The sequence below is a fragment of the Moorena sp. SIO1F2 genome (genome assembly GCF_010672755.1).
In the GTDB taxonomy this organism is placed as follows: Bacteria; Cyanobacteriota; Cyanobacteriia; order Cyanobacteriales; family Coleofasciculaceae; genus Moorena.
Genome location: NZ_JAAHFV010000041.1, coordinates 1 through 22,826 on the forward strand (window position 1 = coordinate 1; position 22,826 = coordinate 22,826).

Sequence of the window (22,826 nt, forward strand, 5' to 3'; positions counted from 1 at the left end):
TCTACTACTTTTTATGTTAATGGTAAAGTATTTTATGAAATTGCTACAGATAAAGGAGATGAACCTAGCCTACCTTTTGTAATTGAAGCAGCTGTAGTTGCTTTACAAGAAGGCTCCCGAGAAATAGAGACAGCTATTAATTTTACTCCAACCTACGATGACCCTTTTCGACGTCGCCGACTTTATACACCAATCCAACCAGACAAAGCAGTTGTTGGATTGCGCGAGTTGCTTGATGCTTATGGTTTAGATGAAGATACTCCTGCTATCTTCTTCCTGCACCTGATCTGTCCTAATGTTGAACCTATTGAATTTAGCAAGACTGAAATTAATCACTTACCATTTAAGCAAGTAATGGGTGAGGTGCTAGACCGTTTGCTAAAAGCATTTAAGCAAGCACAGGAAGAGGAAGAACTACAATTAAAAGAAGCAATTTTTAAAGCTTTAGATGATATTTTAACTAATCTCAAAAATAGTGAGCGATTTGTTTTCGATCAGCTTTTAGAAAAATTAAAGACAAAACTAAATCAAGATCCGATTCTCTCTAAATGGCTAGAAACTCCTGATGCACTGAGTCGTCTGCGAACGTATATCATTAACTACCAAAGTAGCAATACTGTTTTGACCCAAAGGGTAGCGCGTCCAGCAGTGGCCACCTTAGCTCTTCCTCAGCATCCTGAAGGCTATTTTTTGGCTTTGGCTGAACGTATTTCCCGTAAGCTTTTCAGCCAACATCACGTTAATAAAATTCTTTACATCCAAGTACCAGAACTAGAGCCTGTGATCATGGACAATGATTGGCTATGCCGCATGGATATGGCTTTGCTACGCAATCCACCACAATTAGATGCACTGCGGGAAACAATAGTGCAGTGCGTGGTTGGTTGCGATTTGCCGCTGCTTATTTGGCATAATAATGATGCCACAGGTAACGAGCGGGTTAAACAGATAAAAACTTGGTTAAATGAACGCAATTTAGATGAAAATCGTATTATTGATTTGGGGTTAAAGTCAACAGATAGCCCAAGCCACCTATTCCAGCTAACTAAGTTAGTGGAACTGATGCCCGATCAGTTAGCTGAGTTATTGCTTGCTAAACTAGATAACCTAAACATCTCCATCAAGTTTTTACCAGATAATGTCGATATCTGTCGAGATATTGGTCAAAAATTTGAACACTATCTCCTGAGTTATTTATGGGAGGGCGTATCAGAGAAACTGGAAATGCCTAACTTGATCATAGGTCTGGATAGAGAACTCCAATTTAGCCAACAAATGAAAGAGCAAAATTTAGACCAGCAACTCATAGATTTACTAGAAAAAAAATCGAATACAAAGTCTTACGCCACCGTATTAAATGAAGTAGTTAGGAAATTTTTCGATACCTTTATGGGGCAACATCGTGCAGATATCCAAGGTTTAGCCCAAGCACACCTGAAAGATTTACAGGAGGGGGACAAGCAATGAATGATGAACAAGATCACGATATCGGTAAGCTTCGTCCACAATACCAAACTTATGACCGACAAAAGTGCTTTATTGCTTACAGCGAACAGGCTGATTGGTCTGCTGACCTTTTGCGTGCTTGTGAGCAGGTGTTGTCCAAACCTAAGTTTAACTTAGAACCAGACTATGCTCGTCAACATTTTGTTTCAGATGTTCCCCTAGACCAAAAAGCGATAGAACTTATAGCTAATGCCCGATATGGTATCTATGACCTTTCTTACTGGCGTGCGGATGATAAAAGTCCGTGGCAAATGCCCCGCAATGTTTTTATTGAATTAGGGATGGCGATCGCACTAAATCGTCCTACCCTATTGCTACGTCATGGTAGTAACAAAGAACCAGGTTTAGAATTACCAAAGTGCTTGCAGTGTCTTAGGGAACAGATTTTAGAGTTTAGCGGCGCATATAGCCTGAAAAAAGTTTTGCGCGAAAACTTACCAGAATGGGTAAACAAGTTACCGGAAAAGGCTTGGTGGAATCGCCATTGCATTTTTGGGGACAGAGTGTGCGAATACCGTGAGACACATCCACAGGCTAAACAGTTAGGGCAAAACAACTTAAGTTGTAGTATTGGGGATGGAGCAGATAGTTCCGGCCCAGATTTTCGAAAAATTGTTGAGGATGTCTTAGAGCGTTTCAATGATGTGACTTATAGTTATTTGGATGCCCTTTCCCTGGAAAAAGGCTATAGCTTTCTGTTATGTACTCATTGCCAGAAAGTTCGCTCATCCCCCTTTGCTATTCATCGCATTACCTCAAAAACACCACCAGAGGCGTTTATTGCCATTGGTATGAGTCTTGCTTTAGACAAACAATTTGGATATAAAATACCTAAAATTTTGATAACAGAAGATTTACGTTATGTTCCTTCTTTATTATCTGGTTATGAGGTAGTGGTAGCTAAAAGTGATAAGGATAAAAAACAGCAATTACGCAAGTTTATGCCAGCAGTTATTAAGAAGGTAAGGGAGACAACCTGGAAGCCCAGAGCATTACCATTTATCGATAATTTAGTCGATACAACCAGTGAAGATGCTCAACCTTATTCAAGTAATAGGGGAAGGAATAATAGAAAAGTTAGAGTATATGAGCTTTCTAGGGATTTAAATTTAAAGAATAAGGAAATTTTAGCAATTTGCGACCAGCTTAATATCTCGGTAAAAAGTCATAGTAGCACAATTACAGAATTCGATGCTAATCGTATTCGTTATGCTGTCAACAAAGATGTTCAAGCAAGTGAGCAAGCAGAAGAAGCTCGAGCTAATTATAGAGCGCGACAGATAACAATTTCTGCGTCAGCACAAGGTATAGATAAAGCGGAAAAAGCTTTAATCAGGCTAGGATTTACTTCAAAATCAAATTTTGCACGATCTACATTATTAGGTCGGAGTACAGTTGTGAAGTTTTTTCAGTTCAAGCCAATTAAAATTGATTCCTTTAAAAGGATATGTCAAGCACTGCAATTAGATTGGCGAGAAATTGCAGGAATATTAGAATAAAATGATAAATCTCCTTTAGTCGAAAAAGATATGGGTAAAGAGACTACAAGTAGAGCTTCGTCGAATAAAAAACTAACTGTCATAGCCTCTCCACAAGGTATAGTTAAAGCGCAAGAAGCTATGATCAGGCTAGGGTTTGAATCTAAAAGTAATTTGGCTAAGTCTCAGTTTATTGGTCGTTCTACCATGACCAAATTTTTTAATCGTAAGCCAGTTCAACTTGATTCCTTTAAAAGAATATGTAATTCATTGAAATTAGATTGGCGAGAAATTGTGGATATACAAAATTAAAATTAGGATATTCCCGATTTAAATTTACATTTATTACCTAGCTAGTGATATTACTACAAACCAAAACCAATAACATGCATGGCAAAATTTAAAACTAAACTTATCTAAAATTTAAATAATTATGATACCAATACATGATTTTAAGATAATATAAAATAATTAAATGTGAAACTAAAGTTATTTTTTTGTATCAAGAGTACGTGTAGATTTTATAATTATAATTTATGTGGGATACTGGTGGTCTTCACCCTAAATACAAAAACTACGAGCGCCAAAAGTGCTTCATAGGACATTCCCTTGGGGCTGAATGGTGCGCAGACCTCCAAAGGGCCTGTAAGGAAATTTTACCAAAGTTTAACTTAGAGCCGTGGTATGCTGCTGACCAGTTTACACCCACCCAAACTCTGCGGGATAAAGTTGTTGAGTTAATCGCTAATTCACGTTTTGGAATTTACGACATATCAAGCTTGGAAGATAGAGATGGTAATTGGCAGCTTCCACGCAATGTTTACCTAGAATTAGGCATTGCCATTGCCCTTAATCGTCCTACTCTTTTGCTACGTCATACTAGTAATAAAGAATTACAATTACCTAAATGCTTACAAAGTATAAAAATACTTGAATTTGCTGGTAGTTTCACCCTAACAAAGGCTTTAGACGCTCAATTACCAAAGTGGATTGATGTTCCCCCTGACCGGGATTGGCTAAACCGTTTCTGCATATTTGGTAATCAAGTCTGCTCTTTTAGAGACAAACATCCTTGGGAGCAAAAATGGGGACAAGAAAAAATCGCCTGTCATATTTCTGACGGTTTTGATAAAAATCATCCTCGCTATCACCAATCAGAATGTGAGGAAATTCGGGGAGTATTTGAAAATATTTTTAATCGCTATAGTAATTTAACTTTTAATTATCTGGATGAACTATCTCTTGTTGATGGTTATCAATACCTGCTATGTAGTCATTGTCAAACCGTACGTTCTACTCCCTTTGCCCTATACCGAATTTTACCAAATACTTCGGCAGAAACTTTTATTGCAATTGGCATGAGCCTGGCTTTAGACAAATTATTTGAGTCTAATATTCCTAGAGTAATTTTGGTTAAAAGTGAACGAGACTTACCATCATTATTGCGTGGATATGATGTAGTTGAGGCTTGTAATAGTAAGGAAATAAAACAAAAGCTTAAGGAGCGTTTGCCAAAAATTTTGAAGATGGTAAGGGAGACAACCTGGAAGCCCAGAGCATTACCATTTATCGATAATTTAGTCGATACAACCAGTGAAGATGAACAAGAACAAATAGTAAATGTCGAGAATAATGATTTTAATAGTGAACGATTTGTTTATATAGAAAACTTATCTTCTGAAGTTACCAAAGAAGATATTGCAGAAGTATGGTCAGAGTATGGACAAGTTGTAAAGGTTGATTTAAAGACTGACTCTAATACAGCAAAGGCTCTTTTAGAAATGGCAGAAATTGATCAGGCAACTGCATCTATAAAAGAGCTGGATGGGGCTGAATGGATGGGGCATTACATTCAAGTGAGACACGCTACTGCTGAGGATATTAGCCGTTTCCAATTGAATACAAACTCTCAAGATGAACCAGACGGTAACGATAATGAGTTATCTAATGCTATCAATAGACTATCTGGTGCTGATTACCAGCAGTTAATACATGCTATTATTAGTGCTTTTCCAAGCAAAACTAAGTTAGAAATGATGGTTATTTACGAATTAAATAGTAATTTAAATACCATCGCAAGAGGAGAATATTTGAAGGAAATTGTTTTTAAGTTAATTCAATTTTTTGAGTCAACTGGTAATTTAGAGAAGTTAGTTGAAGCTGCCTATAAGCAGAATCCTGGTAACCGAGAGTTACAAGCTGTAAGGAAAAAATTATATCCTAAAGTTTCAGACATTGCTGCAGAGATTCAACAGCTACTGGAAGAGTTAGAAAAGTCCTATCCTATCGACACAACTAGAGGGAAAATAGCACTAGCTACTGAGGTAGTACAACAAATTGAAAACAACCCCACTTTGAGAGCCAGGGTGTTAAGGGTAGGTGCTGTAAACGCTTTTGAACAATTGCTCAGTCATCCAGCAGCTAGTTTTGTGATTGGTGCTCTGGAAGAATGGCAGCAATCACAAATATAGCAATTCTATGACTTGTGAGGTACACAATTTCTAGATTTTAGGGAACAGGGAGCAGGGAGCAGGAACCCACCCCTAACCCCTCCCAGGAGGGGAATAGAGAAGATAGAATAGCGATGCGCTGCATTAAAACAGGGAATCAACGTCAAAGAAGACTGTACCTCATGAGTCCTAGAGCTGAATCCTTACCCCGATTCCCGATTCCCGATTCCCGATTCCCGATTCCCTAATTAATGAAGCGCTTCCCTAACTAAAATCACAGTACTATCAACACCCCGTGCGATCGCTTCTGGAATATTGCCATGGATCGCCTGCTCCAATAATCCCTCTCGACTAGCTCCTATCACCACTACATCATGCTTTTGAGCCTTGGCTAAACGAATTAAAGCATCAGAAACAGAATAGGAACGGATCGGAATTGATACCACATTACTAATACCTTTGAGTTGCTGTTTGAGGAAATAGGTAGCTTTTTCCAAGCTAGTCATTACAGGTTCCCCAGCTTGAGGGTTAAAAACCTGAGTTACTACGATTTGCTCTGCTTTAGCAAGGGTTGCTAGTATCGGAATTAATTGTAGGGCACGCCTGGAATTGGGTCCACCAGCAATGGGGATTAACCAACGCTTCCAGGTCTTAGCTAGTGGACTGTAGTTAGCAGATTTAACATCATCTACTACTTCCTGGCCTTGGGGTAATTTCAACAAGACTAAATCACAAGGAGCTTGTCGAATTAAGGTATCGATAATATTACCAAAAATCTGATTAGGACTATTAGATGGTCCTCCTTTCCATCCCATCAAAATCATATTAATATGTCGTTGTTTGATGGTTTCTAAAATTGCTTGAGCGGTATCGTGGGATGCCCGGATTTGAGTGTGAACTGGGATTTCCCTCCGTCGCCCTAGCCTTTCCGCTTTCCTTAGCAATCTGCGACTTTTAGTAGTATCAACTGCTGTCTGAGCAGGACTACTGCTACGGGAGATAGGTATTACCTGCAAACACTCAAGTTCATAGTCGTGTACCTGGCCAATAGCAGTAGCTATTTCCAACAATACTGGTGCTGATTGGGGATTAGCTAGGGGAACCAACATCCGTCCACTGCCGGTAGCTGGAGCGCGAGTATAATAGACGCCATAGGACGGATCAGGACTTGGTCCTAGTTGCTCTTTTTCCCCACTGAGTTGGTTAGCTTCAGCACGAATAATATCACTAAAGGTAATAATTCCAACTAACTTCCTGTTTTCTAGAACAGGTAACCGATTGAGTTTATAACGATTAAGAATGTAGAGAACGTGGCTTAAGGTGTCATTGTGTCTAACTGTTATCGGTTGTGGAGTCATCACCTCTTTTATAGGGGTATTCCCAGGCAGTCGGTCTCGGTTCTTGGCAATATCTTCTTGAGTAATTATCCCGACCAATTTACCCTGAGCAACTACTGGAAAGCCGCGATGACTAGAGTTACTAAAGGTCTGAATGGCTTGATCTAAGGTCATCTGACTCCCTAGGGTTTCTACCCGGCGCTGCATAATGTCAGATGCTTTCAAACCAGCTAAGGTTCTTTTATCCACCTTTACTTGAGGCAAGCTGTAGCCTTTCCTCTCCAACAAACGTTGATAGAGAGACCCTTTTGCTAATTGATCAGCAACTAGGTAGGAAACCACACAGGTGATCATTAACGGTAGGACTAAATCAAAGTCCGTTGTCATCTCAAACACGATCACAATGGCTGTGATCGGTACCTTGGAAACGGCACTAAAAAATGCTCCCATCCCTGCCAAGGCGTAGGTAATCGGAACACCTAATCCGAGCAGGTGATACTGACCGATGCCGACTAAATAGCCTAATGCGGAACCCAAAACTAGGGAGGGATGAAACAACCCCCCTGGTGCTCCAGAACCATAGGCAATTATGGTCAGTAAGAAGTAGACCACAAAAGCGAGACTGGTAAATTTCCAGCCGATATCATCAGTGATCAACAACTCCCGCAAACCACTGTTGTTATGGAACTGATCCGGTAGCAGTGCTACAATACATCCACCAAGCATCCCAGCTATACCAATCCGCAATGGTAAGCTGAGCTTGAGGCGGTCGTAAAAATTCAGACTGGAGAGAATTCCCTGATTAAACAAAGCTGCTAGCAATCCAGCCAACACCCCCAACAATAAATAGAAGGGAATCTCAAGAGCGGAAAAGCTGGTGTGGTCAAAGTTGCTTAGTTCCCGATTCAGCTCTAGGGTACCTCCACCCAAGAGCCGGGAAACCACCGCACCAATAAAGGATGCTATAATAGCACTACCCAGAGTTATACTAGATAAATCTGGTAACAGTTCCTCAAAGATAAAGGCTACACTAGCCAGGGGAGCATTAAACCCAGCGGCTAATCCAGCCCCAGCCCCAGCAGCAATCATTTGACGTCGGTGATCAGGAGAGGTGGGTACCCAACGAGTCAATTGAGCTGCCAAAGCTGCTCCAATATGAACCGTTGGGCCTTGCCGTCCCATGGTCATTCCCGCCGCCAGAGATAGGATCGTACTGACCAACTTGACCGCAGCCACCCGTAAATTCATCGCGATAGGAAACCGAGCAAGGGCACCTTTAATCTGAGGTACGCCACTACCTGTTGCCTCTGATGCTAGAAACTCAATCAGGAATCCGCACAGTAATCCTAAGCAGAGTCCAAAAGCAGGTAGGGCAAAGCTAGGGGGTAGGATCACAGATGCTTGAAGCCGCCAACTCCCTAACCAGCCAATACTGTGTTTGAGTAATACTGCTGAGAGTCCTGAGACCAATCCAATCAGACAGGCTTCGGCAAGGGCAAGACTTCTTTTGGGGATCAGCCATTGGGTAATGGGATTGATCATTGATTGATCATGGGTTAATTTTCATTAGTGATTATTCCTAGGTACTTTCTAAATACCAGGATAATTTCTCTAGTTACAACTAACCCACTAATGACTAGAGGTTACCGATAGTCCTTCCACAATTAGAGAGGGTGTATAGATGCTATCCTGCCAGTCAGCATCATCACCTAGTACTACTAACTGTTTAAGGGTATTGTAGACATTCCCAGCTACCATGGTGTCTTTGACTCTACCAATAATATTGCCTTGTTGGACTCGATACCCTAACTCAACATTGACGGAAAAGTCACCGGAGATGCCAGCACTACCGCCGAGAATCTGGTCTATGACTAATCCTTGGTCTAATTGTCGAATTAAGTCATTGAGTGACCCTTGGCCTGGTTTAATCAGTAAGTTGACTAGATCAGGGGTTGGGTAGCTGCCTAGGCTAGGGCGAAATCCATTGCCTGTTGTGCCAGTTCCCAGTAAGCGACCGGTAGTGCGATCGCAAAAAAACTGTTGCAATTGCCCTTCACTGATAAATACTAGGGATTGGGTAGGGGTGCCTTCATCATCAAAGGGGCAACTGTAGGGAAATTCAGGATTGGGTTGTTGAAACAGGGTCAGGTTTTTTGAGGTAACCACCTGACCTAGACTATCACTCCAGGGGGTCGCTTTTTCAAGTACCCGTTTTCCATTTAAGGCTGCTTCCACAGTGCCCCATAGCAAATCCGCTGCTTTAGACGTCAACAAAATTGGCACACGACCACTCGGAGTAGAGACATTTTCCGTTGCCCAGTTGAGGCGTTGTAAAATTTGCTCTAGGACTTTGTTAGTGTTTAGGGTTTCCTTGGGCTCAGATGGGCTTAATCGAATTTCTGTACCATCACCGACACTTAAAAAGTCTTCACCCCTAACCCATTCAACCCCCAGGAAATAACTGAGGATTGTGTCAGTGTAAGAGCAATGTAATCCTTCGGAGTTAATTAGGCTAGTGGTTTCTGACTCCCATTCCCACTCAGCGGTACACAATACTTCTGGGTAGGCATCGCGAATTAATGCGATCGCATCCGAGCCGATTGCTACTAGTTCTTCTATCGGTATAGTTTCTGGTGAGTCGGAATAGTTAGCGCTAGGACCATCAGCCAGTTCTATGGATTCCGGTTCATTGAGTGCAGTCATGGCCATTGCCCGGTCTACTAAATCTTGGGCTGCCACTGCTCCATAGCCCACTGCTAGTCCCGGACGTCCGTCTCGCCATAACCGTAGCGCTGTCCCTTCCGATTGACTACTTTCGATTTGTTTGAGCCGATTAGCTTCAAAAAACACAGGACGAGAAAGCGTCCGCGACTGATAAACCTCTGCACTAGTCGCTCCTGATTTAGCTGCTAAGTCTAACAGTTGTTCAGCTTGCAGCTCTTGGGGTATAGTTTCAGCACTCATATAGCAAAGGGAATAGGGAGTAGGGAGTAGGGAGTAGGGAGTAGGGAGTAGGGAGTAGGGAGTAGGGAGTAGGGAGTAGGGAGTAGGGAGTAGGGAGTAGGGAGTAGGGAGTAGGTAAGAAAAATTACTCACAATTTATTTTTAGCTTCTGCCTTCTGCCTTCTGCCTTCTGCCTTTTGCCTTTTGCCTTTTGCCTGTTGCCTTTTGCCTTGTCTTATAACTCCCGGCATAGCCAAAATCCGGCAAACCGTTCTGAGGTTGGACTCGATTGTACGGCCAGAAAATGGACAAGATTAGCTTTCTGCTTTGCTTCTTCAAAGCTTTTTGCCTCTGCCAGAATTTGGGGTTTGGTCAGGTTAGCGATAATCCAGCTATCATTGGCACCAGTTTCCAGTAAGAACTTTGGCGTATCATCGCTAGTGTCAAGTCTGACAAAGGATAGCTCCAAACCTGACATCCATGCCGCTAGGGGTTTAGCTCGTTGGGAAAATATAATCAGACCGGGAATGGGCGTTTCTGGGGCAATGTCCATGATCGAGACCGGGAAAGCTTCACCAAAGTCAATCTCCCACTCATTCATTTCCTCAAAGGCAGCGGCTTGTAGACTTACAACTGCCCACTTCTGTCCCTGCAAGGCATCGGGTAATGGTTTCGGGATGGGGGATTGATAACGGACAAATGAGGAAGCAGCGGCTGCGGGGTCATAGCCCGGTTGATTGGGATAAAAGTCCTGTATCCTTTGTTTTAACCATCGCTCCAAAGCATAGGTGCGACGGCTGGGTTGAGCTGGAATATTCAGCTCATTACAGGCTTTGGTAATCATATTGTTCATCTGACGCCGAAAGAAGCGAATCTTGGTTGGTGGCTGTTGAGCTTTTGCGATCGCATCTGCCAAAGCCTGCCCCAACCAAATTGAATTCACCTGCTGGTTGGGACACCAACTGGCGTATTGAAACAGTGTCTCAGGTGAGAGATTGATGTCCAAAGGACTCTCGCAAATTAAGACTTCCCAAAGTTTCTTCTGATTTTCGTCCAAAATTGGGCGGGAGTAAAAATCGAGTTCCCAAATTGTTTCCATGCCACCATTAACATAATCTCACCCATATTTATGATACGGCTCCAAGAGCGCAATCCGTAAGCAATCAGCAATCAGCTTTCAGCTTTCAGCTATCAGCTATCAGCTATCAGCTATCAGCTATCAGCGGTCAGCTATTAGCTATGAGTTTATGCCCATAGCGCACGGTACTTGAACAGCTTATGCGCTATGGGTTAGGTCACAGCGTCGAAGCCTGTGCCACGATACTTGAGGTGCCAACGGCTGACGGCTGACGGCTGACGGCTGACGGCTGACGGCTGACGGCTGACGGCTGACGGCTGACGGCTGACCACTGACTGCTTAGATGTGATTAATTCGATTTAACTATATATAATTAAAGCTATTCACAATTGTGAAACTCAACAAAAAACTATGAGTAGCGATCGCACAGACGTATTAGCCGCCAACACAGCGTTTTATAGAGCTTTTGAGAAAAAGGACATTGAAGCCATGAGTAAGGTCTGGTCTCAAGGCACTGGTAGTCTTTGTATTCACCCCGGACGTGATGTAATCAAAGGTTGGCGGGAGATTAGCTCATCTTGGGAAATGATATTCAAGAATACCCAATACCTGGAAATTGAACCAGAGATTATTGCTACTGAAGTCAGGGAAACTATTGCCTACGTTGTTGTGCTAGAAAAAGTGTTGCAAGTGAGCAAGGGTAGAAGGATTGAGGCAGAATCCATAGCAACCAATATGTTTGAGCTTATGGCTGGCTCTTGGTATTTGGTGCATCATCACGGAAGTCCACTGATGAGCTAACTTCCGACAAAGTGTCGTTCGATCAGGGTGGGAATTTGCTGGGGAGCCACTTGGCTGTAGCGAGCTTTGTCTGGCATCATCACTAGGTTAGGGCCATGTTTGCACTGTTTGAGGCAGCCAGTTTCTTTAATCTTGACTTGGTCTTCTAAACCATGGTCCTTTAAACTCGATGCGATCGCATTACAGACCGCTTGACCCCCCCGTTTCCGACAACTGGATTTCTGACAAACTAAAATGCTCGCTTTGCGGGTGGGAGTTTTGGGAACCAAAACAGTTGTTGGCTGCTGGTGGGGGGGAGCAGCAAGGTTCACCTCATAGGCTTTCAGTTTAAGTTTTCCAGTTTTGAGCTTTAGTTTACTGGTGCCACTCACCTCAATCCACGCCCCAGGGATAATGGCTGGATCTAAGTTCTCTCTGAGAGGTTTAGATAACTTAATCCAATATTCGATATCTGAAACAGTAATTCTTAAGTACTTGATTTTATAGCCATCCTTAATGACAAAGTCTAATAACTGTCCTACTACACTAAACTCTGAGACTGGCTCTTTCAACTTAGACATAGTTATTTACCTCTAGGAAAACTGTTTTTCTTTAATCAACCTTAAAAATGGCCATTTTTGTGGACTGAATCTTGGCAATGTGCTGGGTTTAATCCGATTTAACCAAGACAAATCCCGTTCACGGAGTCGTGACTAATAGAAAATATCTCTCAACTAATCTATCACAAATTATCGTCAACAGAGGTTCTGAAGAAGTTAAAAATTGTGTTATTAGGGACCTTTGAGAGTCTAGGTTAAATAAAATGATATGTGTTAGCCTACATAAAAGCCTGGCAATAAGCTACACTTAATGAAAACGATAGGAGAACACTATTATGTCTACAACTCAGGGTCTACTACGCTCCTTTGGTGAAATTGCTGACAATCCAATTTTGCTGGAAAAAAACGTTACCACCCCAGTTTGTGAAGGATTAAACATTGCTTTAGCCAGCTTCCAAGGGTTGTACCTGCAATATCAAAAACACCACTTTGTTGTGGAAGGAGCAGAGTTTTACTCCTTGCATAAGTTCTTTGAAGAAAGCTACGACGATGCTCAAGATCATGTCCATGACTTAGGAGAGCGTTTGAATGGACTAGGAGGAATTCCAGCCGCTAGTTTTGCCAAATTAGCTGAATTGTGCTGCTTCACTCCTGAATCTGATGGAGTTTATAACTCTCGCCAGATGGTAGAGCATGACTTGGCAGCTGAGCAGTCAATCATTCAGTTAGTACGCAGTCAAGCCGCTCAAGCAGAAAGCCTGGGCGATCGAGCCACCCGCTATCTCTATGAGAAAATCTTGCTCAAGACTGAAGAGCGAGCTTATCATTTGAGTCATTTCCTGGCTCCGGACAGCCTAGTAATGGGATTTATGGGCAATGGAGCAAACTAAACCTACGTGAACTGAGATCTTGCACCATTGTCATGAATCGTAGGGTGGGCAGTGCCTACCAACGTGCTTTGCAAGCTTCATTATCTGTCTGATGCACTGCCCACCCTACATGAACTTAAACCTACTTTCTGACTCGCCCTTTGCATCAAGAAAAAAAATTTGAGGGTTGACCGTCAACCCTCAAGTCTCAACTGTTAACAAATATAAAATATAAAACGGAGAGGGGGAGATTCGAACTCCCGGAGCCTTTCGGCTCGCTCGATTTCAAGTCGAGTGCAATCGACCACTCTGCCACCTCTCCAGGCAAATCTATATTAACAATCCGTGGGCTCGGATGGCGACTATTTCTAGCCAGTTAAAAACTTTGTTTTATACCAGCAACGCTTCAGAAGCCTGGTAAAGCAATTCTTCAGATACCACTGAGTAATCCTTACCCACCCAGACCAGGGAGACTTGATCCACTATACCGCCTTTGAGAGACACTATCGAAAAATTCCGCAATCGGTCTGTATCGGTTTCGATAATTCGAGGGACACTGGCTGCATTTAAATATACAGTCCCTTCCGGACTAGTAACAATCATGGTTCGTAGTCGGTCTTTGGTGTGCTTTAGGATGTGGTGCATATGACCAAAGGTGACTAAGGGAATGTTTTTACCCAAGGAATAGGTTTTTGCGATCGCATCTTCCAAATCCGGGTCCCCATGATCACCACCAGCAGGATACCAGTCTTTACCACAGGGAGCTTCTGCTTGATCACCTAGTCCCGTCGGACCATTATGACCGATTAAGATTACCGTTTCGTAAGCCGCACTACGGACTGCTGCTAGAATGCGGTCCACTGATTCAGAAAAGCTATTAATTCCATACTGTTCCCTGTAAAACTTCTTATTGCGCCAAGTTTGCCCACCCCAACTGTAAGGGCGAGCACCAACTACAGAGAGATTCAAATCTGGGAAGTCAAGGTAACCATAACCCACATGGGTTGACCCCAGTAAGTCCAACTGTTGCTGTACCCTATCTTCTACTTCATGGTCATAAGGAGACTTTTTCCTTCCCCATTCCGAAGCAGTATACCAAGCATCATGGTTTCCCATAATCACTGCCTTGGGTAGGTCAATAGCAGCAATCATCTGGACTATATCCACCGCCTCATTGCCGAAATCCCCGACAAATAAGACTAGATCCACACCCAACTGCTCAAGAGCTATAGCATCTTCCGGTTCCCACAGTTGATGAATGTCTCCAACAACGGCAATTTGGATTGATTGTTTTTGATGAATCGTCATGCTTGTGTTACTATCGCCCCTTCTCCAGGATAAAGGCAAAAGGGCAAACAGCAATATTAAATCGAAAAAACAATACTACATATCACCCAATTATCCCATCATACCATTATCCCATCAGCCCTTTGCACAGAGCTTGTTTCTGACCATCCGGATCGAGTAGCTGATGGCTGAAGAATACATTAAGTGTGACTTTTATTGAGGAGTCTCTAACGGATCTGAGGCATTCGTGATGGCTGATCTGAAACTCTTGGCAAATTCTACCGTCTCTACTATCTGTCCCCCCCTAAGGCCTGTTTAATCTGCTCAATAGTATCTAGTCTGACGGCCAGATACGGGAGATAGCTCAGATCACGGAGATCAGAAATACTTTATTCTTCCATTCTTCCATTCTTCGGCACCTTCGGCCTATTGCTCTCCTTGCGATGGAAGCACCATCAACACTTTCACAGCAAACATCAACGTAAGCGGTTAGTAAGAAGCGTATGTCTAGATTAGCGTTTAGCCCAGGAGCAGGACCAGAACAGTTAATCAATGGACGTTATCAAGTTATTGAAATCCTTAACCGTGTGAGCTGGGGTCAAACTTGTATTGCGCTAGACACTTACCGACCCAGAAATCCCGAATGTATTGTTAGACAATTCCGTCCTGTTACTGATGACCCTGACTCCTGGCAAGCTGCAAAAGATATATTTCATCGTGAAACTAAAATTTTGGAGATTATCTGTCAGCATGACCAAGTTGCCAAAATTTTAGATTGTCTAGAAATTGACCATAGCTTCTACATAGTTCAAGATTTCATCCCTGGACGACCCCTGAGTGAGGAACTCAATCAACCCTGGAGTGAAAGCAGAGTAATCAATCTGCTACAAGAGGTTTTAGAGATTTTGGCATTTGTCCATCGCCAAGGGGTGATTCATGGTGATATCAAGCCAGACAATCTAATCAGACGATCAGAGGATAGCAAATTAGTTTTAACTGACTTTAGCGGTATTAAGCAGGTGCGCACACCATTAGTTGGTGTTCAATTTAGTGCCATAGCGGCCTTGGGCGCATTCGGGTATATACCAACAGAGCAGGTTCTGGGTAAACCTCGTCCCTGTAGTGACCTATATGCTGTAGGGATGATTGGCATTGAGGCACTCACAGGACTCAAACCCATACAGCTAGAAGAAGACCCATTAACCGGAGAAGCCCTTTGGCAGGACTACGCCACAGTCACTAAAGATTTCGCTGCCATTATTCAGCAGATGGTGCGCTATTACTTCAAAGACCGTTACCAGTCTGCTGATCAGATTTTGGAGGCACTCGATTCCTTAACTAGTTCTAAACCATCTATAAACTTACCAATGTCTTCAGCACCACCAACATCCCCAAACCCCTACAAACTAAAAACTGACGATACTCTGCGTGAGCCAATTGAACCAGAGACTCTTCCAACACAGGAAACAGAGGAAACAGAGAAGCAGAGGAAACAGAAGACATTTATTATCCCTCTGTGCCTACTATTCCTACCAGAAGGTCTAGTGGACTTAATCTCACCGCCATGGGAGTTTCCGCATCTGTAGCCTTGTTAGTAGTAGCTGGAGGCTACTTGTTCTCATCGGGTGGCAACCAGGCAGAAACTAAGCTAGCACAGGCTGAGCAAAAGTACCAGGAAGGGGATTTAGACGCAGCGCTGAAGCTGGTAAAATCGATACCCGAAGATAGTGAAAACTATCAAGATGCTCAAAGTGCGATCGCTCAGTGGAAAAAAGATTGGCAAGATGCCAAAGCCCTATTCCCCCAGATCAAAACCGCCTTTGAGCAACAGAAATGGCTAGAAGTAGTTGAGCAGGCTAGTCAGATTCCTAATATTGTCTTCTGGCAACAGCAAATACAACCTATGGTCAGCCAAGCTCAAGCCAATCTTGAGAAGGAAGCTTACCAGTTACTAGAGCAAGCTTATAACCAGGCTATCGAGAGAGACTTTACTGGTGCACTCAACACATTTAAACAAATCCCAAAGGGAACAAAAGCCTACGCTACAATTGAAGAAAAAGTTCCGGAGTACACTCAAAAGCGAAACATCAAAGCGAACTTTCTTCTTCAGCAGGCTTACAATCGAGCCGCTCAGCAAGACTTTACCAATGCATTGGTATATTTGAAAAAAATTCCTAAACATACCGATGCCTATCCTAAGGCTCAGGAAAAAATTGTTGACTATACCGCTAAGCAGGAAATGAGGGCTAAGTATCTTTCAAAGATGGCTTATAACCAAGCTGTTTTAAAAAACTACACTAAGGCTTTGGATTATTTGAAACAGATTCCTGAAGGTACCTCCGTCTATCCCAGAGCTCAAGCCAAAATTCAGCAGTATACTCGATAAGCTGTTGTGCCTTTCAGCTGTTGTGCCTTTCAACTGTCTATTATTGAAATCATATAAAAAATATAGAGCCCAGTCCCCTTTTGCCATAAGCTATCAGCTATTAGCTGATAGCTTACCTGTTTTACCCTACAGTAGTTAATTGATATTTTCTACTAGCCACTAACCTGTTGCGGCGATTAATCCCTACTTCTATAAGAGCAGGACTTTCTCCCTGCACTACTTCGGTAAATTTGTCCGAATTAGCCATAACTTGTCTACCTGGTGCGTAAGCTTCAATCACATTACCGCTCACAGAACAGATTACCATTAAATAGTCACAACCTGGGCATTCAGTTTTGGTGACCTGGTCTCCAGCACAAGCATAATGTGATGCTTGAGAACCGATTAAGTAGTGACGTTGAGCCATATTACCACAGTTGGGACATCGGACTGATTGAGTTGTCTCCATTGCCGATTCTCCTCATTTAGATGTCATTGCTTGAAGGAAATAAGTCAGAATTAAACTCATAATTCAGAAATTTTTTTTATTTTTATGTTTTTAATTAAACCTAAAGTTGCTGTTCAAGTGCGGCAGTAAATTTATCATAGGGAGCAATTCCTACAATAGTTTCTACCACCTCACCGCCCTTAAAAATCAGCACAGCAGGAATACTACGAATACTGTAATTTTTGGCAGTAGCTTTGTCGGCATCAATATCGATTTTTACGACCTTAACCCGATCTTTGTAGTCTTCAGCCAGTTTATCCATTAAAGGAGCAATTTTACGACATGGCCCACACCAAGGGGCTGTAAAATCAACGACGACTGGAACTTCAGAGGTTAAAACTGACTTAAATTCACTGTCTTTGATGTAAGCAACTGTACTCATGATATATTCCTTAAATTTTGAAAAACTACCACAAACTAATAGTCAACGGTAAAGGGTAAAAAGTCAATAACACTCAACATGGTTACCCCTTTTATCTTCCTTTAATAAAGAAGGGCGGTTAATCGGTTGTAATAGCTGTAATAACCAGGATGGCTAAGGCTATAGTTTGGTTTACCATGGTTGTTATGAAGTTGCTTGATGCATTAAGTTATGGCTGCTGAGAAATTGGAATGGGATAGCCTGATCGAAAGGCTAAACCAAGGTAGACAAGCGAAGGCAACTATGGGTGGCTATGCAGGTTATGGTTCACCGGCCTTCGGTCAACGGGCCCTAAATGGTGAGTTGGTGGATGATCCCCAAGAACAGCATGTAATTGAGTTAATTCGCCGTCACCATAAATCGGGCAAGTCATTACAACAAATCGCTAACTGGCTCAATCAGCATGGCTATACAACCAAGCGTGGTCAGCAGTGGAAACGGATCTCGGTTAAGCGGGTTTTAGACCGGCTATACGGTAGAACCCCTAGGGTGTCTACTTTGCCTCAAAAACCCAGTCAAGGGAACTTAAATCAGTAAGTAAATCAGTAAGCTCCAAGCTGGTAAAGTAGTTATAATACCTTAAACAGAACGTTAGATAAGCCAGGGAAGCTGATCGGACAATTCCATAGGACAATCCCATCGGACAATTGCCAAGCTAGGTCAGCAATGCCTAATTATTTGCCCCTAAGCCCAAATGGTTAAAGTCCCAGTATCCCTGGCAACCTCTGAAAGCCAAAAGCTATGTCATATAAGGATTAAAGATTATTTTGCTGTAACATCTATTTATTATATACCTTTATACAAGTTATGTGCATATTATTTCTGGATTTGTGGGATTTGTCCGTAACATCCCTCTACAAAACCCAAGGTTACCAGTATCTTTATGGGTTTTGTCTTGATGGTTAAGCAGTTCATGGATATGCGTTCGCTCAAGCGCGGAAGCTGAGGCCGTAGGCCACGCGGGGCGCGTTCGCTTCATCGCGCAACCGCTGGCAAGACAAAATAAAAATCCTTGACTGAGCAGTCTCAGTAAAGACACCAGCGCCATGACACCAGCGCCATAGTTTGTAGCGGTTGGCGGCGGTCGTAGGTCAAGGAAGTTCACCCATCAAATCAATTATGCAACTCAACGACCGACTTATCTGCGCCCCAACCCTAGAAGAGGCAATTGACCATCAGCCTTTGATCGTTGCTCCTGATACTCTCCTAATAGACATAATTGCTTTGATGAGTCAGGAGGGAGGCAAAAGTTGTTCATTGCCGAATTTCCACTCACCGTCAGACCAGCTCAGCATTCGTGAGCCACGGTCTAGCTGCGTTTTGATAATGCACTCAGACCAGTTGCTGGGAATCTTTACTGAGCGGGATATTGTCCGGCTAACAGCTAATGGAATTAACTTTGAAGAGGTAACAGTAGCTGAGGTCATGGCACAGCCGGTGATTACGTTTCCTCAAACTGCTTGTCGGGATATCTTTGCCGCCTTATTCATATTTCGTCGCTATCGGATTCGCCACTTACCAATTGTGGATGATCACGGTCAGCTCGTGGGTGTTGTCTCACCAGAGCGAATTCGCCAGGTATTGCGACCAGCTAATCTGCTCAAGTTAAGGCGGGTATCAGAAGTGATGACCCCCCAGGTGGTTCATGCGCTTCCAGCTGTCTCAGTATTGAGTTTAGCCCAACTCATGAATAAGCACCGAGTTAGTTGTGTGGTGATTACCTCGGACAATGGAGAGGATAACTGTCTGCCAGTGGGGATTGTCACAGAGCGGGATATTGTCCAATTTCAGTCTCTCAAGCTGAATTTGTCTAAAGTCCAGGCTCAGGATGTCATGAGTACACCTCTATTTCTGCTGAGTCCTGAAGATTCTCTATGGACAGCTCATCAGGAAATGCAAAAGCGTCGTGTGCGGCGATTGGTGGTGTCTTGGAATTGGGGTCAAGGAATCGGTATTGTCACCCAAACCACCCTGCTGCGAGTGTTTGACCCAATGGAAATGTATGGCATTGTGGAGACATTGCAGCAAACCGTTGAGCAATTAGACCCAGCAAAAGAATCTGTTAACAAATCCCACAAAGCGATTACCCCTGGTGAGCAGTCTGGGGAGGTTCCAGAAAATGCGATCGCTTTATCAGGAGATAGTTTTAATCATCAATCAGAGCCACCCAACAAAGACCAAAACAGAGAACTAACAGTGATTTTGTCACAACGGATAGAGGGTCAAGGATTAAATCATTCCCAACAGTGTGAGGCTTTAAACTATCCCAAAAGTAACTTGGGTACCAGTCAAGATTATCAACTGTGTATCCTGCTCAACACTATTCAAGCTATTCTAGAAAACCTACTTAACCAGTCTAACCTATCATCAGAATTACGTCAAAGCCAGCTTAATTCAGCCTTAGATAATGTTGATCAAATGCGAGAGCTAATACAGAAAGCCCAAAACCAGTCTTGTCGGGATCAGGTCGTGGTAGATCAGGTAGGTACTTCTAGCAGTTAAGCTAATCGAGATTTAATCGGCATATTTGACTTGCTCTGAGTTTTTTAAAGTTCCCCTGATGCTTCCCTTATCGGGTAGGTTAACTGTCAACAACAACTAATTGGAATTCCTTGAGTGCTGGTAAAAAGTTTTTGTTTTCATGACTAGGGCGCGTCAGTTTAATCAGGGCAAAACGTTGGATCGGAGTTAGTGCTGCCCACTGTTGAGTAGTTACTACGACTCCAAATTCCATAGCTTTTTCCGCCACGGTAGCTGGAATTACCTGAGAATTCATCCAGGGAGCTTGGGGATCAACCGGTAAATTAGAAGCGGGTTTTCCTGTATAGTTGATAACTAGCTGTTGAACATAGTCTCCATACTTTTGGATTGACTCGGTCGTAGTGCAGGGTAACTCTACCAGTTGCTGACGCTCTTGTTGATTAAACTGATGCCAGTGGCTCAGTTTAAGTTTGATGCCGCAAGTGTCTAATTTCATTCGCACTTGCATAGGAATACAGCGTAAATAATCCACAAAATCGGCTTCAAATTGGAAAAAATTAGTCATAATCTTCTCAAACTTATTCATTAATAATGTTTTCTTGTGCTAGTACTCCGTATAATCCAGTAACTAATTGATAGAGATATAATGGCAATTGCTAATCCAATAACCTGGCTTCCAGAAGTGGTTTTCAGGTCAAGAATAATGATTTTACGGGCAACGGCAATTAAAGACGTAACAACAACTAACTCAAGTTGAATAACATGTTTTCGCAGATAAGCGGTGATATTCTCTAAAATTTCTAGTGCAATGAGAATATTTAGAAACAGTCCAAATATTTTGAAAAGTGTTTTGCTCAAAACTATTGCTTCTGGATTGGTTATTTCTTTAACTAGTGAAATAACTAGGCTACTAAGTGCCACCAATATTACCACCACCATCACCAAAGAGAGAACTTTGGAAACAAAACCCTCGAACAGATTTAGCCCGTATAAGAAATTCTCATCTTTGCCTGCATCTCTAAGTTTTTGGAAGAGTTGTCTTAACCGCCTCATAAAAATAGGTTAGTAAAAAGACAGATGATGGTTGATTTTAACACTTGCACGGGGTATTAACCTAACAGATCAGTCAATGTCGTGATTGCCTTTCCCTGATGCCACCTCCGATGTTCAACTATCGCAATCTCTATGACGTCATAAAGCCAAGAGGATCAGCAATAGGGAGGGCGTTGCTGATTCATGCAATGATTGACGGTAATTGGTAAATGGTAATTGGTCACTGAGCCGACTACACTTGACGAAGTCCCTTAGTTCACTAGCCCCAGAGGGAGAATAGACCGTAAGAGGGGACAGAGGGGGCAGATTGACCATGATATTTGTCACAAAAATTTACATTGGGGCTGGAGCAAGTTTTAGTAAAGATATAGTAAAGATTTCATGAAATTTCCCTTTAAGTTGAGTAGGGTGACATCTAGCTCCTAGATTTCCTTGTCAGTTTACTCAAGATTACGTGAAGATTCTGTGAAATTTGCGTAATCTTGGTCATTTTGTGAAGAAAATATGAATAAAATGTGAATGTCTAAAATAAATGTGAGTTTTCGCTTGACAACCACCCCTCGAATTTACTAGATTTCCTTTTGTAGATGAACAAAGTTTCACGTTCAAGAGCATCGGCGTGAAATATAACTTCATCAACCTTACAGCCAAACTAATCCAATTTTGGATTTGTCTTTTTTGAAATAATCAAAGAGGGTAACTATGCTCAAGAAGCGTGATTTTATTGTTTCAGCTCACTCGGCCAGCTTTTTTAATAGAACTTGTAACTACTTCAGGCTAGACGCTATCGCCTTTATGGAGCTAAGGCTGAGTAGATATACTTAAAGCGCTCAGCTCAGCAGTTAGCCACACAGAAACTCTAGATAAAAACTCTAGAAGATTTGTAAATTCAGGTGCTCATCTGTTTCGGTGTCTAGGTGTTTGGGGATTTACTCCAGACAACAGAAAAGTGTTCTGTCTAAAGACAGAGGAATTTAATAAGGGTTTGTATTTGTTGTTGTAACGGGCCTGAAATAGGATCAATGTTTCACTACATCTGCGCTTAGTCTATTTAGGGAAGCCTCTGGTATTGTGAAAAATTAGGTGTAACATTAGGTGTCACAACAGCATCAACTTTGAAAAAATTATCCGACATACTCATGAACATACCATTAGGAAAGCGGAAGCCATCGCCGCGTTCTCTAATCCAGCTTTTTAATAAGAGCTTTTCAGGGGTGCTTAGCAAATTGAACCTTAAAACAGTAGCTTTGAAACCCACTGACGACCCTAGCCATGGCTGGCAGTGCTGTGGGTTAACTATCTCGAACAGATTGCTGAGGGCTCTTACATCTGACACCTCCGACACGGGTGTTGGCACTGAAGCCATTGAACAGGATAGCAGCTATTTCCGGAATGATGTGCTATCGTCAAACGTATCAGTATCGGTGGGAGCCAAAAAGGGGGAAATCAGCTTACTGCAAGGGATGTTCAATCTCCTGAAAGTCTTCTGTGACATAACTGCAATCACTGCTCTGCCCGCATTACAAGGGACTGATATGGGGCTGATTGGAAAAATCCCACCCCACTGGCAAGTATTTAAGTTGGTAATTGATCTCAAACTCAATTCTGTTCTACTCCAGCAGTTGTTGAATCCATTGTGGCCAATGTTCACGGTGGCATATGTTGAGTAAATGAGCCTCAACATGTGCCACCGATTAATCCTTGGATTGA

Annotated in this window: 19 protein-coding genes, 1 tRNA gene and 1 pseudogene; 11 read left to right on the plus strand and 10 right to left on the minus strand. The window is 42.5% G+C overall.

What is annotated here, in order from left to right; genetic code table 11:
* The 4 genes and pseudogenes from F6J94_RS08045 to F6J94_RS08060 form a co-directional block, all read left to right on the plus strand.
* Nucleotides 1-1,467, plus strand: a 1,467-nt coding sequence (locus F6J94_RS08045; RefSeq protein ID WP_293038875.1) for a hypothetical protein, incomplete at its 5' end; no start/stop codon positions are given.
* Nucleotides 1,468-2,570: 1,103 nt separating this feature from the next.
* Nucleotides 2,571-2,714: pseudogene (locus tag F6J94_RS08050) on the plus strand (translation initiation factor IF-2 N-terminal domain-containing protein); the annotation flags it as partial.
* Nucleotides 2,715-3,035: 321 nt separating this feature from the next.
* The gene (locus F6J94_RS08055; RefSeq protein ID WP_293038877.1) at nucleotides 3,036-3,296 is read left to right on the plus strand and encodes a hypothetical protein; all 261 of its coding nucleotides are present in this window, start codon (nucleotides 3,036-3,038) and stop codon (nucleotides 3,294-3,296) included.
* Nucleotides 3,297-3,520: 224 nt separating this feature from the next.
* Nucleotides 3,521-5,455 carry an effector-associated domain EAD1-containing protein gene (locus F6J94_RS08060; RefSeq protein WP_293038880.1) on the plus strand — a complete coding sequence of 645 codons (1,935 nt, stop codon included), beginning with the start codon at nucleotides 3,521-3,523 and terminating at the stop codon, nucleotides 5,453-5,455.
* 227 nt (nucleotides 5,456-5,682) lie between these two features.
* Here F6J94_RS08060 and F6J94_RS08065 read toward each other — a convergent pair whose 3' ends face one another.
* The 3 genes from F6J94_RS08065 to F6J94_RS08075 form a co-directional block, all read right to left on the minus strand.
* Nucleotides 5,683-8,313 (minus strand): chloride channel protein, encoded by a 2,631-nt coding sequence (locus F6J94_RS08065; RefSeq protein ID WP_293038883.1) that lies wholly within the window; start codon nucleotides 8,311-8,313, stop codon nucleotides 5,683-5,685.
* A gap of 87 nt (nucleotides 8,314-8,400) precedes the next feature.
* Nucleotides 8,401-9,735: a TldD/PmbA family protein gene (locus F6J94_RS08070; RefSeq protein ID WP_293038917.1), complete on the minus strand. Its 1,335-nt coding sequence runs from the start codon at nucleotides 9,733-9,735 to the stop codon at nucleotides 8,401-8,403.
* Nucleotides 9,736-9,949: 214 nt separating this feature from the next.
* Nucleotides 9,950-10,813: a Tab2/Atab2 family RNA-binding protein gene (locus F6J94_RS08075; protein WP_293038885.1), complete on the minus strand. Its 864-nt coding sequence runs from the start codon at nucleotides 10,811-10,813 to the stop codon at nucleotides 9,950-9,952.
* 390 nt (nucleotides 10,814-11,203) lie between these two features.
* Here F6J94_RS08075 and F6J94_RS08080 point away from each other — a divergent pair, with 390 nt between their 5' ends.
* A complete protein-coding gene (locus tag F6J94_RS08080) occupies nucleotides 11,204-11,593 on the plus strand; it encodes a nuclear transport factor 2 family protein (RefSeq protein ID WP_293026420.1) in 390 nt (129 codons plus the stop codon).
* Here F6J94_RS08080 and F6J94_RS08085 read toward each other — a convergent pair.
* Complete coding sequence (locus F6J94_RS08085) at nucleotides 11,590-12,153, minus strand: (2Fe-2S) ferredoxin domain-containing protein (RefSeq protein ID WP_293026418.1); 564 nt, start codon at nucleotides 12,151-12,153, stop codon at nucleotides 11,590-11,592. The genes F6J94_RS08080 and F6J94_RS08085 overlap by 4 nt on opposite strands.
* Before the next feature lie 314 nt (nucleotides 12,154-12,467).
* On the opposite strand from F6J94_RS08085, the gene F6J94_RS08090 reads away from it, so the two are divergent.
* A complete protein-coding gene (locus F6J94_RS08090; RefSeq protein WP_293038888.1) occupies nucleotides 12,468-13,022 on the plus strand; it encodes a Dps family protein in 555 nt (184 codons plus the stop codon).
* A gap of 216 nt (nucleotides 13,023-13,238) precedes the next feature.
* Here the strand turns inward: F6J94_RS08090 and F6J94_RS08095 are convergent.
* Nucleotides 13,239-13,323: transfer RNA gene (locus F6J94_RS08095), tRNA-Ser, on the minus strand.
* 68 nt (nucleotides 13,324-13,391) lie between these two features.
* On the minus strand, nucleotides 13,392-14,309 hold the full coding sequence (locus F6J94_RS08100; RefSeq protein ID WP_293038891.1) for a TIGR04168 family protein: 918 nt from the start codon (nucleotides 14,307-14,309) through the stop codon (nucleotides 13,392-13,394).
* 482 nt (nucleotides 14,310-14,791) lie between these two features.
* Here F6J94_RS08100 and F6J94_RS08105 point away from each other — a divergent pair, with 482 nt between their 5' ends.
* Entirely contained in the window at nucleotides 14,792-15,874 is a 1,083-nt protein-coding gene (locus tag F6J94_RS08105; RefSeq protein WP_293038893.1) for a serine/threonine-protein kinase, read from the plus strand.
* On the plus strand, nucleotides 15,853-16,674 hold the full coding sequence (locus F6J94_RS08110; protein WP_293038895.1) for a hypothetical protein: 822 nt from the start codon (nucleotides 15,853-15,855) through the stop codon (nucleotides 16,672-16,674). Before F6J94_RS08105 ends, F6J94_RS08110 begins: the two co-directional genes overlap by 22 nt.
* Before the next feature lie 121 nt (nucleotides 16,675-16,795).
* Here F6J94_RS08110 and F6J94_RS34180 read toward each other — a convergent pair whose 3' ends face one another.
* Both F6J94_RS34180 and trxA read right to left on the minus strand, forming a co-directional pair.
* Nucleotides 16,796-17,122, minus strand: a complete 327-nt coding sequence (locus tag F6J94_RS34180; protein ID WP_365940302.1) for a hypothetical protein — start codon at nucleotides 17,120-17,122, stop codon at nucleotides 16,796-16,798.
* Nucleotides 17,123-17,222: 100 nt separating this feature from the next.
* Nucleotides 17,223-17,543 carry a thioredoxin gene (trxA, locus tag F6J94_RS08120; RefSeq protein ID WP_075895667.1) on the minus strand — a complete coding sequence of 107 codons (321 nt, stop codon included), beginning with the start codon at nucleotides 17,541-17,543 and terminating at the stop codon, nucleotides 17,223-17,225.
* Between the two features lie 210 nt (nucleotides 17,544-17,753).
* Here trxA and F6J94_RS08125 point away from each other — a divergent pair, with 210 nt between their 5' ends.
* Together F6J94_RS08125 and F6J94_RS08130 are read left to right on the plus strand one after the other, a co-directional pair.
* Nucleotides 17,754-18,119 (plus strand): recombinase family protein, encoded by a 366-nt coding sequence (locus F6J94_RS08125; RefSeq protein WP_075895665.1) that lies wholly within the window; start codon nucleotides 17,754-17,756, stop codon nucleotides 18,117-18,119.
* Nucleotides 18,120-18,701: 582 nt separating this feature from the next.
* Entirely contained in the window at nucleotides 18,702-20,084 is a 1,383-nt protein-coding gene (locus tag F6J94_RS08130) for a CBS domain-containing protein (protein ID WP_293038897.1), read from the plus strand.
* Between the two features lie 79 nt (nucleotides 20,085-20,163).
* On the opposite strand, the gene F6J94_RS08135 is transcribed toward F6J94_RS08130, so the two are convergent.
* Together F6J94_RS08135 and F6J94_RS08140 are read right to left on the minus strand one after the other, a co-directional pair.
* Nucleotides 20,164-20,628: a nitrate reductase associated protein gene (locus F6J94_RS08135; protein WP_293038899.1), complete on the minus strand. Its 465-nt coding sequence runs from the start codon at nucleotides 20,626-20,628 to the stop codon at nucleotides 20,164-20,166.
* 20 nt (nucleotides 20,629-20,648) lie between these two features.
* Nucleotides 20,649-21,116, minus strand: a complete 468-nt coding sequence (locus tag F6J94_RS08140) for a phosphate-starvation-inducible PsiE family protein (RefSeq protein WP_293038901.1) — start codon at nucleotides 21,114-21,116, stop codon at nucleotides 20,649-20,651.
* Between the two features lie 1,247 nt (nucleotides 21,117-22,363).
* On the opposite strand from F6J94_RS08140, the gene F6J94_RS08145 reads away from it, so the two are divergent.
* On the plus strand, nucleotides 22,364-22,786 hold the full coding sequence (locus F6J94_RS08145) for a hypothetical protein (RefSeq protein ID WP_293038903.1): 423 nt from the start codon (nucleotides 22,364-22,366) through the stop codon (nucleotides 22,784-22,786).
* The last annotated feature ends 40 nt before the right edge of the window (nucleotides 22,787-22,826 follow it).